This window comes from Curtobacterium sp. MCBA15_016 (genome assembly GCF_001865105.1).
Lineage (GTDB): Bacteria > Actinomycetota > Actinomycetes > Actinomycetales > Microbacteriaceae > Curtobacterium.
Map to the genome: position 1 here is coordinate 12,364 of NZ_MJGR01000014.1, position 14,276 is coordinate 26,639.

The 14,276-nt window shown below is 71.6% G+C and carries 15 protein-coding genes; 9 read left to right on the forward strand and 6 right to left on the reverse strand.

What is annotated here, in order from left to right:
- Positions 1-18 precede the first annotated feature (18 nt).
- The 4 genes from BIV03_RS05775 to BIV03_RS05790 all read left to right on the forward strand — a co-directional run bounded on the left by BIV03_RS05775 (position 19) and on the right by BIV03_RS05790 (position 4,201).
- A complete protein-coding gene (locus BIV03_RS05775; RefSeq protein WP_071294978.1) occupies positions 19-1,218 on the forward strand; it encodes a PIG-L family deacetylase in 1,200 nt (399 codons plus the stop codon).
- A gap of 82 nt (positions 1,219-1,300) precedes the next feature.
- Positions 1,301-1,618 carry a ferredoxin gene (gene fdxA / locus BIV03_RS05780; RefSeq protein WP_058728223.1) on the forward strand — a complete coding sequence of 106 codons (318 nt, stop codon included), beginning with the start codon at positions 1,301-1,303 and terminating at the stop codon, positions 1,616-1,618.
- A gap of 14 nt (positions 1,619-1,632) precedes the next feature.
- Complete coding sequence (gene dapC / locus BIV03_RS05785; RefSeq protein WP_071294979.1) at positions 1,633-2,751, forward strand: succinyldiaminopimelate transaminase; 1,119 nt, start codon at positions 1,633-1,635, stop codon at positions 2,749-2,751.
- Between the two features lie 151 nt (positions 2,752-2,902).
- Entirely contained in the window at positions 2,903-4,201 is a 1,299-nt protein-coding gene (locus BIV03_RS05790) for a citrate synthase (protein WP_083403225.1), read from the forward strand.
- Between the two features lie 132 nt (positions 4,202-4,333).
- On the opposite strand, the gene BIV03_RS05795 is transcribed toward BIV03_RS05790, so the two are convergent.
- Both BIV03_RS05795 and dapD read right to left on the reverse strand, forming a co-directional pair.
- Entirely contained in the window at positions 4,334-5,140 is an 807-nt protein-coding gene (locus tag BIV03_RS05795) for an alpha/beta hydrolase (protein ID WP_071294980.1), read from the reverse strand.
- 11 nt (positions 5,141-5,151) lie between these two features.
- The gene (gene dapD, locus BIV03_RS05800) at positions 5,152-6,120 is read right to left on the reverse strand and encodes a 2,3,4,5-tetrahydropyridine-2,6-dicarboxylate N-succinyltransferase (RefSeq protein WP_071294981.1); all 969 of its coding nucleotides are present in this window, start codon (positions 6,118-6,120) and stop codon (positions 5,152-5,154) included.
- Positions 6,121-6,209: 89 nt separating this feature from the next.
- Between dapD and dapE the strand changes: the two genes are divergently transcribed.
- Entirely contained in the window at positions 6,210-7,292 is a 1,083-nt protein-coding gene (gene dapE / locus BIV03_RS05805) for a succinyl-diaminopimelate desuccinylase (protein WP_071294982.1), read from the forward strand.
- Positions 7,277-8,521 carry a hypothetical protein gene (locus BIV03_RS05810; RefSeq protein ID WP_071295028.1) on the forward strand — a complete coding sequence of 415 codons (1,245 nt, stop codon included), beginning with the start codon at positions 7,277-7,279 and terminating at the stop codon, positions 8,519-8,521. Before dapE ends, BIV03_RS05810 begins: the two co-directional genes overlap by 16 nt.
- Here BIV03_RS05810 and BIV03_RS05815 read toward each other — a convergent pair.
- On the reverse strand, positions 8,500-9,648 hold the full coding sequence (locus tag BIV03_RS05815; protein WP_070416699.1) for an AI-2E family transporter: 1,149 nt from the start codon (positions 9,646-9,648) through the stop codon (positions 8,500-8,502). The two genes, BIV03_RS05810 and BIV03_RS05815, sit on opposite strands and share 22 nt — an antisense overlap.
- Positions 9,649-9,775: 127 nt before the next feature.
- Between BIV03_RS05815 and BIV03_RS05820 the strand changes: the two genes are divergently transcribed.
- Both BIV03_RS05820 and BIV03_RS05825 read left to right on the forward strand, forming a co-directional pair.
- Entirely contained in the window at positions 9,776-9,946 is a 171-nt protein-coding gene (locus BIV03_RS05820; RefSeq protein WP_017887054.1) for a DUF3117 domain-containing protein, read from the forward strand.
- 126 nt (positions 9,947-10,072) lie between these two features.
- Positions 10,073-10,831, forward strand: coding sequence for an AAA family ATPase (locus BIV03_RS05825; RefSeq protein WP_083403243.1), 759 nt, complete (start codon positions 10,073-10,075; stop codon positions 10,829-10,831).
- Here the strand turns inward: BIV03_RS05825 and BIV03_RS05830 are convergent.
- The gene (locus BIV03_RS05830) at positions 10,828-11,460 is read right to left on the reverse strand and encodes an O-methyltransferase (protein ID WP_071294984.1); all 633 of its coding nucleotides are present in this window, start codon (positions 11,458-11,460) and stop codon (positions 10,828-10,830) included. The genes BIV03_RS05825 and BIV03_RS05830 overlap by 4 nt on opposite strands.
- Positions 11,461-11,524: 64 nt before the next feature.
- On the opposite strand from BIV03_RS05830, the gene BIV03_RS05835 reads away from it, so the two are divergent.
- Entirely contained in the window at positions 11,525-11,893 is a 369-nt protein-coding gene (locus BIV03_RS05835; RefSeq protein ID WP_070416695.1) for a twin-arginine translocase TatA/TatE family subunit, read from the forward strand.
- Between the two features lie 81 nt (positions 11,894-11,974).
- Here BIV03_RS05835 and BIV03_RS05840 read toward each other — a convergent pair whose 3' ends face one another.
- Positions 11,975-13,177, reverse strand: a complete 1,203-nt coding sequence (locus BIV03_RS05840; RefSeq protein WP_083403227.1) for a carbohydrate-binding protein — start codon at positions 13,175-13,177, stop codon at positions 11,975-11,977.
- A 247-nt stretch (positions 13,178-13,424) separates the two neighbouring features.
- The gene (locus BIV03_RS05845) at positions 13,425-14,273 is read right to left on the reverse strand and encodes a bifunctional 2-polyprenyl-6-hydroxyphenol methylase/3-demethylubiquinol 3-O-methyltransferase UbiG (RefSeq protein WP_071294986.1); all 849 of its coding nucleotides are present in this window, start codon (positions 14,271-14,273) and stop codon (positions 13,425-13,427) included.
- Positions 14,274-14,276: the final 3 nt, after the last annotated feature.

Sequence of the window (14,276 nt, forward strand, 5' to 3'; positions counted from 1 at the left end):
TGGGTACGCTTGGACCCGATGTCGAAGGCCCCCGCAACCCGCCCCGAGCGCGTCCTGTTCGTGCACGCCCACCCCGACGACGAGACGCTCTCGTCGGGCGGGACGATCGCCACCCTGCTCGAGCTCGGCGCCGAGGTGACCGTGCTCACCGCCACCCGTGGCGAGCGCGGCGAGATGCTGACGCCCGAGCTCGCGCCGCTCTTCGGCGACGGTCCGCGGGTCGCCGCGCACCGCGAGACCGAGATCGCCGCCGCCCTCGCCGCACTCGGCGGTCCGGCGCACCTCTGGCTCGGCGGGTCGGGTGCGCGTCCGACGGACCTGCCCGAGCGCCGCTACACCGACTCCGGCATGCAGTGGGGCCCCGACGGACGCGCCGTCGCCGCCGGGGACGCCCCGGCGGACTCGCTGACCGCGGCGGACCTCGGCGAGGTCGTCGACGACATCCGCGCCGCGATCCGGTCCACCGGCGCGGACGCGGTGGTGAGCTACGCCGACGACGGCGGCTACGGCCACCCCGACCACGTGCGGGTCCACCACGCCGCGCGGTACGCCGCCCGTGCCGAGGAACTCCCGTTCTCGATGATCGTGGACCCCGACTCCGGGCAGGCCGACGTGACCGTCGACGTCGTGCCGGTGCGGGCGAAGGTCCGGGCGGCCGTCGAGCAGTACCGGTCCCAGGTGACGGTCGACCCGGTCGATCCCCGTGACCCGACCGCGCTGTCGTGGGTGATGCCGCACGGTGCCCGGCACCAGGCGCCGGCGGTCGAGGCGTTCCGTCACGACGCCGACCGGGTCCCGCAGGCGCCGCAGACGTTCGCCGAGTTCTCGCGGCAGGGGAAGGTCACCGCCGTCGTGGTCGCCCTCGTGCTCGGACTCGTCGCCGGGGGACTCGGCACGGTGACGCACCAGCAGACCCTCGGAGGCTTCCCGGTCGGCATCGTGCTCACCTCGCTGATCGTGATCGGGCTCACGGTCGGCATCCGGCTGCTGTACCGGTCGCGGGCGATGGTCGCCGCGGTCGGCATCGGGATCATCGCCGCGACGCAGGTGCTGTCGTCGGTGGGCGGGCAGAGCTCCCCGCTCGTGCTCGCCAACGTCGCGGGCTACGTGTGGACGTTCGGGCCGGCAGCCGTCACGGCGCTCGTGCTCGCGTGGCCCGACCTGTCCGGCATCCGGGCGTCGGCCGCCGGGCGGTCGGGGACGGCCGACCGGGCCTGACGGTCCGTCCGCCGGGCGGTCAGGTGCGGCCGGGTCGCGCGGGTAGACTCGATCTGCTCAGTCCGAAGGGAGCACCCCAACCGTGACGTACGTGATCGCCCAGCCCTGTGTCGACGTCAAGGACCGCGCCTGCATCGACGAATGCCCGGTCGACTGCATCTACGAGGGTGACCGGTCGCTGTACATCCACCCCGACGAGTGCGTCGACTGCGGTGCGTGCGAGCCGGTGTGCCCGGTCGAGGCGATCTACTACGAGGACGACCTCCCCGACGAGTGGGCCGACTACTACAAGGCCAACGTCGAGTTCTTCGAAGAGGTCGGTTCCCCCGGCGGTGCCGCGAAGGTCGGTGTGATCCACAAGGACCACCCGGTCGTCATGGCCGAACCGCCCCGCGGCTGAGCCGGATCCGACCCGTGGCGCTCGACCTCCCCGACTTCCCCTGGGACCAGCTCGTCCCGTTCAAGCAGCAGGCCGCGGCGGTCGAGGGCGGCATCGTCGACCTCAGCGTCGGCTCGCCGGTCGACCCGACGCCCGCCGTCGTCCGCACGGCGCTGGCCGAGGCGACCGACGCGCACGCCTACCCGCAGGTCGCCGGCACCCCGGCCCTGCGTGAGGCGATCGCGGACTGGTACGGCCGGCGCCAGGGCGTGACCCTCACGCCGGACCAGGTGCTCCCGACCATCGGGTCGAAGGAGTTCATCGCCGGGCTCGCGCTCTGGCTCGGCATCGGCCGCGGCGACACGGTGGTGTTCCCGGCCGCGGCGTACCCGACGTACGAGCTCGGTGCGGCCCTGGTCGGCGCCGACGCCCTCGCGTCGGACGACCCGGCCGCCTGGCCGTCCACCACGAAGCTCGTCTGGCTGAACTCCCCGGGCAACCCCGACGGCCGCGTCCTGTCGATCGACGAGCTGCGCGCCGCGGTCGAGCGGGTGCGGGAGCTCGGCGCCGTCATCGTCGGCGACGAGTGCTACGCCGAACTCGGGTGGGAACCGCCGTACGACACCGCACCGACTCCGACGATCCTCGACCCCCGGGTCGTTGGTGACTCGGTGGACGGGGTGCTCAGCGTGTACTCGCTCTCGAAGCAGTCGAACCTCGCCGGCTACCGGGCGGCCTTCGTCGCCGGTGACGCGCAGGTCCTCGCCGAGGTGCTCGCGGTCCGCAAGCACACGGGCATGATGCCGCCGCTCCCGGTGCAGGAAGCGATGATCGTCGCCCTCGCCGACGAGTCCCACGTGCAGGCGCAGAAGGCGCTGTACCGCGCCCGACGGAACATGCTCCGACGGGCACTCGAAGGCGCCGGCTTCCGGGTCGACCACAGCGAGGCGGGCCTCTACCTCTGGGCCACCCGCGGCGAGCCCGCGCTCGACACCGTCGCCTGGCTGGCCGAGCGCGGGATCCTCGTCGCGCCGGGGACCTTCTACGGCGCAGCGGGTGTCGAGCACGTGCGTGTGGCGCTCACCGCGACCGACGAGCGCATCGCCGCAGCCGCGCAGCGACTGGCGAGCGGGCGGCGTCTGGCATCCGCCTGAGCCTTCCGCGCTCGGCGCAATCCGTGGTTCCCACCAAGTCCTGAGGCTCGATGTGTGCACGACCGACAGTGGGCGCGATTAGGCTGTCACCGTGACTGACACTGCCAATGACGCTCAGAAGACGGCCACACCGCCCACCACGCCCGTCCCCGTGAGTCCCGCCGCCGAGCAGACCGCGGCGACCGCGACGCTGACGTACCCGGGCGGCACGGCGGAGTTCCCGATCCTGCCGAGCGTCGACGGTGCGTCCACCATCGACATCTCGACGTTCAAGAAGCAGACCGGGATGAACACGCTCGACTACGGGTTCGTGAACACCGGGTCGACGAAGAGCGCCATCACCTACATCGACGGCGACCAGGGCATCCTGCGGTACCGCGGCTACCCGATCGACCAGGTCGCGTCGAACCTGACCTTCCTCGAGGTCGCCTGGCTCCTCATCTACGGCGAGCTGCCGACGCCCGCCGAGCTCGAGTCGTTCGACGCCCGGATCCGCCGCCACACGCTGCTGCACGAGGACCTCCGTCGTCTGTTCGACGCCCTGCCGCACTCGGCGCACCCGATGTCCGTCCTCTCCAGCGCCGTCAGCGCCCTGTCGACCTACTACGAGGACGACATGGACGTCGACGACCCCGAGAAGGTCGAGCTCCAGACCGTCCGGCTCCTCGCGAAGCTGCCGGTGATCGCCGCGTACGCGCACAAGAAGTCCATCGGGCAGGCGTTCCTCTACCCGGACAACTCGCTGTCCTTCGTCGACAACTTCCTGCGTCTGAACTTCGGCACGATGGCCGAGACCTACCAGCCGAACCCGGTGCTGTCGAAGGCGCTCGAGCGGCTCCTGATCCTGCACGAGGACCACGAGCAGAACGCCTCCACCGCCACGGTCCGGATGGTCGGGTCGACGAAGGCGAACATGTTCGCGTCGATCTCCGCCGGCATCAACGCGCTGTACGGTCCGCTGCACGGTGGTGCGAACGAGGCCGTGCTCGAGATGCTCCAGCAGATCAAGGACTCGGGCGAGCCGGTGACGCGCTTCGTCGAGCGGGTGAAGAACAAGGAGCGCGGCGTGAAGCTCATGGGCTTCGGGCACCGCGTCTACAAGAACTACGACCCGCGGGCGAAGCTCGTGAAGGAGTCCGCGCACGAGGTGCTCGAGGCGCTGGGCGTGCAGGACGACCTGCTCGACATCGCCATGGAGCTCGAGGGCATCGCGCTCGAGGACGAGTACTTCGTCAGTCGGAAGCTCTACCCGAACGTCGACTTCTACACGGGCATCATCTACAAGGCGATGGGCTTCCCGCCGCGGATGTTCACGGTCCTGTTCGCCATCGGGCGTCTGCCCGGGTGGATCGCGCAGTGGCGCGAGCTCAACAACGACCCGCTGAACAAGATCGGGCGCCCGCAGCAGCTCTACGTCGGGCACCCGGAGCGCGACCTGCCCGCACGCTGACGCGGCGCGCAGCCACGCGCGGTCGCGGGGCTGTGGACGGTACGGATCGACGGACGGGAGGCACGGTGCGGGCCGGCACCGCGCCTCCCGTCCGTCGCACGGCCGGCTCCGCCGCGTGCCCGCCCGCGCCGCTCAGGCGCCGGACGAGCGCGCCGCCCAGGCGGTGACGAGGTCGAGCGCCCGGTCCGAGTCCGGCGACCCCGGCCGGTTGAGGAAGGCGTGGCGCGCTGCCGGGAGCACGTGCCGTTCGACCGCGACCCCGGCGCCGCGCAGCTCGTCGGCGAACCGGTCGCCCGAGGCCCGCATCGTGTCGTGCTCGGCGTCCACCATGAGCGTGCGGGGGAAGCCGGAGAGGTCCTCGCCGCCGGGGAACGCGGTGGCGGTGTCACCCGCGCGGCCGACGTGGTTCCGGTTCGCCCGGTCGAGCAGTGCCGGGTGGTGCGTGAGCCGTCGGTGCCCGCGGACCGATCGGAGGACTGCCGCGTCGCGCGGGGTGCGGGCGTGGAAGAACCCGTACGCGAGGACGAGTCCGTCCGGCCGTGCGGCGTCCGGCAGCGTCCGGGTCACGGCTGCTGCGAGGCACGCGCCGGCACTCGACCCGCCGAGGAGGACCGGACCGTCGGTCTCGCCGCGGACGACCTCGAGCACGGCGCGGACCTCGTCGTTCGGCACCGGGTGACGGCGTCGACCCCGGGGTCCTCGGCGTCCGACGACGGACAACCCGGGCAGGGGAGCGAGGCGGTACCCGACCGTGACGACGTCGAGCCCCCGGTCGGCGAGGGTCCCGGCGACGACGTGCGCCTCCGGCAGGTCGAGGCTGCCGCGGAAGAACCCACCCCCGTGCAACCACACGAGCGTCGTGGCCGACGTCGTGCCCCGGCGTGCGGCGTACCGGCGGACCGGCACCGGGCCGTGCGGTCCGTCGACCGTTCCCCCCACGGACGGACCGCCTACGCGTGCAGCGCGGTGTTGAGCTGGATGCCCTGCCCCTGGCGCTGCAGTGCCTCCACCGCGCCGGAGACCGAGTTGCGGCGGAACAGGATGTTGGGCGTCCCGGAGAGCTCGGCGGCCTTGACCGTCTTCGGGGTGCCGTCCGGGTTCGGAGCCGCGCCGACGAGGACGACCTTCGTGCCGGCCGTCACGTACAGCCCGGCCTCGACCACCGAGTCGTCGCCGAGCGAGATGCCGAGACCGGCGTTCGCACCGAGCAGCGCGCGCTCCCCGAGGGAGACGCGGTGGGTGCCGCCGCCGGACAGCGTGCCCATGATGGAGGCGCCGCCGCCGATGTCCGTGCCGTTCCCGACGACGACGCCCTGCGAGACACGGCCCTCGATCATCGCGTCGCCGAGGGTGCCGGCGTTGAAGTTCACGAAGCCCTCGTGCATCACCGTCGTGCCGGGGGCGAGGTGGGCGCCGAGCCGGACCCGGTTCGCGTCGGCGATGCGCACGCGGTCCGGCACGACGTAGTCGACCAGCCGGGGGAACTTGTCGATCGCGTGCACGGCGATCCCGGCGCGCTGCAGGCCGGGGCGGAGGCGGGTCAGGTCGTCGGGGTGCACCGGGCCCGCGTTCGTCCACGCGACGATCGGCAGGTGGGCGAAGACACCGTCGAGGTTGACCTCGTTCGGCGCCACGTGCAGGTGACTGAGGAGGTGCAGGCGGAGGTACGCGTCCGGCGTGCTCGCGGGTGCGGCGTCGATCGTGACTTCGGTCGTGACCGCCTCGATCGTGACACCGCGGCGCGGGTCGTCGCCGACGTGTGCGCGCAGGTCGGCGGGGAACACGGCGTCGGCGGGCAGCGCGCCGACGAACGTCTCCGGGTACCAGGTGTCGAGCGTCGTGCCGTCGGCGGCGATCGTCGCGAGGCCGTGGCCCCAGGCGTGGGTCGGGCGGGCGGTGGCAGCGGTCGTGTCGGTCACCGGACCAGGGTACCCAGCGAGGGGAAGGGGCCACCCGTCCGTCCGGACGGCTCCGCCGGGCTGCAAGGGTCGGCCGGTAGGCTTCCCGCATGCCGGAGCCGCTCGACCTCACCGCCTCGTCCATCGACATCACCCGTGCCATCTGCGACATCGAGTCGGTGTCCGGCGACGAAGGGCCGCTCGCCGACGCGATCGAGGCCGCCCTGACGCCGCTGCCCCACCTCGAGGTGATCCGCGACGGTGACGCGATCGTGGCACGGACGAACCTCGGTCGTGACCGCCGCGTCGTCATCGCGGGGCACATCGACACCGTGCCGCTCAACGGCAACCTGCCGACCGAGTTCCGGACGGCCGAGGACGGCACCGAGATCCTCTGGGGCCGCGGCACGGTGGACATGAAGGCCGGTTGCGCGGTCCAGCTCAAGCTCGCGTACGACCTCGCCGAGCCGAGCGTCGACGTCACCTGGGTCTTCTACGACCACGAAGAGGTGAGCGACGCGCTGAACGGCCTCGGACGCCTGGCACGGACGCGTCCCGAGCTCCTCGCGGGCGACTTCGCGATCCTCGGCGAGCCCTCCGGTGCGCAGATCGAGGGCGGCTGCAACGGCAACCTCCGGGCCGAGGTCCGCGCCTCCGGCAAGCGCTCGCACAGCGCCCGGAGCTGGATCGGCGACAACGCGATCCACAAGGCCGCGCCGATCCTGGCCACGCTCGCCGCCTATGAGCCGCGCACCGTCACGGTCGACGGACTCGACTACCGTGAGGGCCTCAACGCCGTCGGCATCACGGGCGGCATCGCCGGCAACGTCATCCCCGACGAGGTCATGGTGCACGTCAACTACCGCTTCGCCCCGTCGCGCAGCGCGGACGAGGCCGTCGCCCACATCCGCGAGCTCTTCGACGGCTACGACGTGCAGATCGTCGACCTCGCCGCCGGTGCCCGACCCGGACTCGACGCCCCGCTGGCGCAGGACTTCGTCGCCGCCGTCGGCGGTCCCGCGCCCCGCCCGAAGTACGGGTGGACCGACGTCGCACGCTTCTCGGCGCTCGGCGTCCCCGCGGTCAACTACGGGCCCGGCGAGCCGGTCTTCGCCCACCACGACGACGAGCAGGTCCCCGTCGACCAGATCACCGCGGTCGAGCACGGTCTGCGTCGGTGGCTGACGGCCTGACCACGGCCGGGTCCACCCGGCTGAGCCCTGCCCGCGCCCGGTGGCACGCCCGCTACCGGGTCGTGCCGTGGTGGGTGCGGATCACGGTCGTGTACGTGCTCGCGCGGATCGTCACGGGCACGATGCTCGCCGCGTTCGCGAGCGTGCAGGCGGCGAACTCGTTCACGGTGCAGCACCCCGGCCTGCTGTCGTTCTCGTCGATCTGGGACGGCGCCTGGTACCGGGTGATCGCCGCGTCCGGGTACCCCTCGACGCTGCCGATCGACGCCACGGGACACGTGACCGAGAACGCGTGGGCGTTCATGCCCGCCTACCCCTTCCTGGTGCGGGGCCTGATGGCGCTGACGGGCGCGTCCTTCGAGTTCGTCGCCGTGTCCGTCTCGCTCCTGTTCGGCTGGGGAGCGGCGCTCGTGTTCCGGCGGCTGATGGGTCGGTTCCTCGACCCGGCGCGGGCGACCTTCGCGACCGTGCTGTTCTGCGTCGCACCCGTCTCGGCGATGTTCCAGGTCGCGTACGCCGAGTCGATGGGCCTGTTCCTGCTCCTCGTCGCGTTGCTGCTGATGGTGGACCGCCGCTGGTGGTCGATGCTCCCGGTCGTCCTGCTGCTCGGGATGACCCGGCCCACCGGGCTGGCCTTCGCGCTGCTGATCGTGCTGTTCCTCGCCGCGTGGTTCGTCCGCCCGTCGTGGGTCCGCGCGTCGTCGCCGCTCACCGTGCAGCGGTTCGTCCCACCCGCGGTGGTCGCGGTCGTGTCCGGGATCGTCGGGCTGGCGTGGCCGGCGATCGCCTGGGCGATGACCGGGGTGCCCCGGGCGTACACGGACACCGAACTGGCGTGGCGGTCGTCGTACATCGGGTGGCGGGAACTCGTCCCGTTCGCGCCGTGGGTGCAGGGCTTCGGGTGGTGGTTCGGGCAGCCGGCCGGCGCGATCCTGCTCGCCGTCGTGGTGGTCGGGTTCGCCGCGTTCGTGGCCCTGCCGGCCGCGCGGCGGATCGGGCTCGAGCTGCGGCTCTGGGGCGTCGCCTACCTGGTGTACCTGCTGGCCGTGTTCTTCCCGCAGTCGAGCACCTGGCGCATCCTGCTGCCGATCGCTCCGCTGCTCGGGATCGTCGCGCTGCCGCGCTCACGGGTGTACCGGGTGGCGGTCGTGGTGGTCTGCATCGCGCTGCAGTGGGTGTGGATGTACTACTGCTGGTGGATCGACGGCTACGACTGGACCCCGCCGTGATCGACGTCGGCCTCGCGGTCCTCGGCGCCCCGCGCCACCGCCTCGGGGTCGGCTGACGCCGCCGCGTGGATCATCGCGTTCGCGGTCGCGATGAACGGCACCGCGAAGAACGCCCCGACGACGCCGGCGATCGTCGTGCCCGCGGTGACGCCGAGCACGACACCGAGCGGGTGCACGCGCACGGCCGAGCCGGTGAGGAACGGGTGCAGGACGTGGCTCTCGAGCTGCTGCACGGCGATCACGATGCCGAGCATGACCAGCGCGGGCACCCAGCCGTTGAACACGAGCGCGACGAGCACCGCGACGACGCCCGCGACGATCGCGCCGACCACCGGCACGAAGGCGCCGAAGAACACGATGACGCCGATCGGGATCGCGAGCGGCACCTGCAGCGCGAGCGCGCCGATCACGATGCCGAGCGCGTCCGTCACCGCGACGACGAGCTGGACGCGGATGAAGCTCGTCAGGGTCTTCCAGCCGGCGTGCCCGGCGACGTCGATGCGACCGCGCGCCCGGCGGGGGAAGAGCCGCACCACCCACGACCAGATGCGCGGGCCGTCGACGAGCACGAAGATCGTCGTGAACACCACGATGAAGAGGCCCTCGAGCAGGTGCACGAGCCCGCTCCCGGCCTCGGCCGCACCCGAGGCGATCGACGACGCGTGGGTCTGCAGGAACTTCGTGCCGTCGGACAGCCACTTCGTGACCTGCGACGCCGTGATGCCGAACGGCTCGGTGGCCAGCAGGCTCTGCAGGGACTGCACGTTGTGGTCGAGACGGTGCTCGAGCGACGGCAGGTCGTACCGGATCTGCGCCGTGACGACCAGCGCGAGGACGCCGATGACGATCACGACGGCGAGGAAGCACGACAGTACCGCGAGCCACTTCGGCCAGCGGTGGCGCTGCAGGAACAGCGAGAACGGCGCGAGCAGGGCGCACACGATGAGGCCGATCAGGAACGGCACCACGATGTCCTGCAGCAGGACCACGAGTGCCACGACGACGGCGAGGGCGGCGACGACGACGAGCATCCGCCACGAGAACGCCCCCGCGACGCGCACGCCGACGGGGACGGCCTCGACGGCGGGGTCGAGCGGTTGACGGCGCTTGGAGCGGATGTACGGCACACGCCAAGGTGACCACTCGGAACCGCGAGAACGTCGCGATCCACGACCCCCAACCTGGGCGGTTTCGCAGTTCCCCCATCGATACGAGATAATGGGGGTGCATGTACTGCACGAAAGGGGACATCTGATGGCAGCCATGAAGCCGAGGACCGGTGACGGGCCGATGGAGGCTGTTAAGGAGGGTCGACTCATCATCGTGCGGGTTCCGCTCGAAGGTGGAGGCCGCCTGGTCGTCTCGGTCAACGATGCCGAGGCCAAGGAACTCCACGACGCACTCGCCGAGGTCGTCTCGGCCTAGTACGTCGACGCACCAGAACGGAGGGCCCGGAGCGCGTACGCTCCGGGCCCTCCGTCCGTCCGCCCGCCCTCCGTCCGTCCGCCCCGCCCGGCGCCGATGTCGGCGTGGCACGGCAGGATGGGCTCCGTGCCGAGGACCCACCTGCCGATCCGTCGCGTCGAGGAGTACTGCGACCCCGACCCGATGCCCCGCGACGTCTGGCCCGCCACCCTCGCCCCCGTCCGGCAGCTCCTCGACGAGGGGCTCGACCTCGACCCCGTCACGGTGTTCGTCGGGGAGAACGGCGTCGGCAAGTCCACCATCGTCGAGGCCATCGCGCTGCAGTTCGGCATGGGGCCGGAGGGCGGCGGCACCGGATCGCAGCACTCGACCCGCGCCTCCGAGTCCGACCTGTGCGAACACATCGCCATCCGCCGCGACTTCGGGGCGCCCCGCGGCGGGTTCTTCCTCCGGGCGGAGACCATGCACGGGTTCTTCACCTACCTCGAGGAACACCCGAACCTGTCCCGGCCCGAGCCCGTCTTCCACGAGCGCAGCCACGGCGAGTCCTTCCTCGACTTCGTCATCGACCGTGCGCGGTGGCCCGGGTTGTGGATCCTCGACGAACCCGAGTCCGCGCTGTCGTTCTCCGGCTGCCTGGCGCTCATCGGCCTGCTGCAGTCGATCGTCGAGAGCGGCGTCGGGCAGGTGCTCATGTCGACGCACTCACCGGTGCTCGCAGCCTTCCCCGGCGCGACGATCCACGAGGTCGGCGAGTGGGGCCTGCGGCGCACGGAGTGGGCGGACCTCGACCTCGTCCGGCACCAGCGGTCGTTCCTCGAGTCCCCGGAGCGCTACCTGCGCCACCTCGGGCACGACGGCTCCGCCCGAGACGGCACCGACTAAGCGGAGACCTTCGTCATCTGCAGCAGTCCGTCTCCGGCGGGGGAGAGCGCGCTGATGACCGCGCCCGACGTCGACACCTCGGTGAGCAGCAGCCGGAAGTCGGTCGTCGCCCGGTCCCGCTTCACCGGGTCGGCCACCCGGCCCCGCCAGAGCGCGTGCGGCACGAGGACGGTCCCGCCGAGCCGAGCGAGCCGCAGTCCGTGCTCGACGTACTCGATGACGTGCTCCGGGTCGGCGTCGACGAGGACGACGTCGTACGAGGCCTCGTTCATGCGCGGCAGCACTTGGTTCGCCCGACCCGGGATGAGTCGGATCCGGGCGGGGGCGGTGCCCGCGGCGATGTACGCGTCACGGGCGTACTGCTGGTGGTCGACCTCGATGTCGATCGTGGTGAGCGTGGCGGACGGTGCGCCGCCGAGCAGGTACAGTCCGGACACCCCCAGGCCGGTGCCGATCTCGATCATGCTCGTGGCGCGCGAGGCGGCCGCGACGACCCCGATCTGTGCGCCGATGGCGGGGGAGATCGCCTCGACCCCGAGTTCGAGGGAGTGCTCCCTGGCTCGGGCGATCACTTCGGACTCCGAGACGATGTCCTCGGCGAACTTCCAGTTCGACTCTTTCTCTGACACGCACACTCCGTTCGGGTGACAACTCTACGGGTGCTCCGGGGTGTGGACGGGTTACGCTCGTACCGTGTTCGACGGCTTCGAGAAGTTCCTGGTGATCGGGATCATCGGCGTCCTCCTGCTCGGTCCGCAGCGACTCCCGCAGTACGCCCAGAAGCTCGCCGAGTTCGTCAAGGCCGTCCGTCGCTTCGCCGACACCGCGAAGGACCGGATGCGCGACGAGATGGGCCCCGAGTTCGACGAGGTCGACTGGCAGAAGCTCGACCCGCGGCAGTACGACCCGCGCCGGATCATCCGTGATGCGCTGCTCGACTCCGGCAGCAGCGCCGCTGCGGTGCAGACCGCGCAGGTGACCGCGTCGAAGGTGCGCGCGACGGCACCCGTGGTGCCGCTCGCCGTCGGCGAGGCCGCACCGTTCGACGCCGAAGCGACCTGACGCGACGTCACGTGAGCCGATGACGGACTGGAGGCGCGGTGCCAGCTGGCACCGCGCCTCCAGTCCCTTGGGTGGTGGCGACTACTGCAGGTCGGCCAGGAAGCGGTCCGTCCACGCGAGGGCCGGCGCGCTCGGGACGGAGCTGCAGGTGGACATCGCCGTCGTCGAGGAGCACGGGGTGTCGCGGTCGAGTGACCAGTAGTGGACCCCGGCGAGCCCGTTCGCCTTCGCGTAGGCGGACAGCGTGTCCACGTCGGCGAGGGTGAAGACCTCGTCGGAGGCGTCGTTCACGCCGATCATCGGGGTGACCTCGATCTTCGACGGTGCGATGCCGTACGTGTGCTCGAGGTTCGTGACGGCCTGGATCGAGGACTTGCCCATCTCGCAGGTCGATCCGGAGAGGACGCAGTTCGCGGTCGTCGCGCGGCCGAAGTCCATCGTCATGAGGTTGACGGTGTAGTTCGTCAGGCTCGACGCCTTGATGGCCTTGACCGTGGCGTCACCGGTGCTGTTCAGGCCGCCGAAGCTCCCGTCACTTGCGGCCAGGGTCGCGAGGGTGAACGAGAACCGCATCCCCGGGTACTTCGACTGCGCGAGCGCTGCGGCGTTGACGAGGTTCTGCACGTCGGCGGCGGACTGCCCGCTCTCGATGTCGAAGTCGACGCCGATCATGTGCGGGGTGGCGTAGCGGGCGATGAAGCTCTGCAGCGCGGTGCCGGAGCACTTGAACGAGCCCGCTGCACCGCCGGTGCTCACGATGTAGTTCACGCCCGCGGCGTCGAGCTTCGGGATGTTGGCGCTCGCGAACGCGTCCGCGGCGACACCACCCCAGTTCTCGCTGCCGCAGGTCCCGGTGGCGAAGGCGAGGGTGATCGCCTTGAGGCCCGGCTCCCGGGTGGACACCAGGCTGTTGCTCGACCCGACGACCGGGATGCGCGCGCCGGTGATGGCGGTGTTCATCACGTTCGTGTTCCAGTCGAGGTTCACGGTGACGTCCTTGTAGGGGCTGAAGACCAGGCCCTTCGCCGTCCCGCCGCTGCCGCCGGTGCCCGGGGTGGTGGTGCCGCCGCCCGGGTTGGTCGTACCGCCGCCGCCGGTGCCGGCGCAGGCTCCCGTGGACGTCCAGGGCTGGCCGCTGCCGGTCGCGCCGGAGTGGGTCGCGGGGTCGTCGCCCTGCGTCCACCAGTTCGCGGTGTAGTTCGTGCCGCTCTCGCTCACCGTCGCGCCGCCGCTGTAGGCGGTGCCCGCGCTCCACGCGGTGGCGCACGCCGGTGTGGCCGCCATGGCCGGTCCTGCTGCGACGGACCCGCCCGCCAGTGCAGCCGCGAGGGCCGCGACGAGTCCGATCCTGAGTCTGGTCCTGCTGTTCACACGGTTCTCCTGTCCTCGGTCCGGCGGCGTTGCCGGACACGGGTGGAGCCCCTGCGGACCCGATTCCGCAGGAGCATTGTGGAATACCCCTGCATATTGCTCCGCGGTGGAACGACCTGTCCATGAAAGGACGTACAGGCAACGTCGATCGGCTGGCGGATCAGTCCTTCGACGCGACGATCGTGAAGGTCGTGGGGAGGCGGTCGCGGTCCTCGCCGGGCCACTCCCACGAGCCGTCCCCGGTGTCGACCATGCGCGGGCTGAACCGCCACGGCAGCGTCCGACCCTCGTCGAGCCGGCGCAGCCGGAGCCCGGCGCCGAGCAGGGCGTTCACGATCTCCGACAGCGGGTGCGGCCACTCGTAGGTGCGGGTGTTCGACACCGTGCCGTCGCCCGCGTAGGTGCCCGCGTCGTCCCACTGCTGGGCGGAGCCGTCCGCGAAGTACCGGTAGCGGGTGACGAGCCCGTCGGCGTCCTCGTCGAGCGCGTACAGCGCGGGGTGGCCGTCGCGGATGAAGAACACACCGCCCGGTCGCAGGAGCGCTGCGACCTGGGCGGCCCACCGGTCGAGGTCGTCGAGCCAGCAGATCGTCCCGATGCTCGTGTAGACGACGTCGAAGTCGCCCACCACCGCGGCCCGGGCGTCGAGGACGTCCGTCTCGACCCAGGTCACGTCGAGGCCGAGGCGTGCCGACAGCCCGGCGGCCGAGGCGAGCGCCGCGGGGGAGAAGTCCACGCCGGTGACGCGGGCGCCCTCACGCGCGAGCGAGACCGTGTCCGTGCCGATGTGGCACTGCAGGTGGCAGAGGTCGAGGCCGGCGAGGGAGCCGTCCGGCAGCCACGGTCGCAGTGCGGGCAGGTCGTCGCGGACGACGGTCGAGCGGTGGTCCGGGTCGGTCAGGGCGTCGATCTCGTAGGCGCCCTCGTGGATGGGCACCCGGTCGTCCCAGTTCGCGCGGTTGGTGTCGCGGGCCTGCTCCCAGTCGACGCTGACGTGATCAGTGCTCATGCC

Bases quoted from the DNA above. Each gene is read 5' to 3' on its own strand.
- BIV03_RS05845 (WP_071294986.1), bottom strand. From the start codon at position 14,273: ATGAGCACTGATCACGTCAGCGTCGACTGGGAGCAGGCCCGCGACACC.
- BIV03_RS05775 (WP_071294978.1), top strand. From the start codon at position 19: ATGTCGAAGGCCCCCGCAACCCGCCCCGAGCGCGTCCTGTTCGTGCAC.
- BIV03_RS05840 (WP_083403227.1), bottom strand. From the start codon at position 13,177: ATGGCGGCCACACCGGCGTGCGCCACCGCGTGGAGCGCGGGCACCGCC.
- dapE (WP_071294982.1), top strand. From the start codon at position 6,210: ATGCCGGAGCCGCTCGACCTCACCGCCTCGTCCATCGACATCACCCGT.
- BIV03_RS05820 (WP_017887054.1), top strand. From the start codon at position 9,776: ATGGCAGCCATGAAGCCGAGGACCGGTGACGGGCCGATGGAGGCTGTT.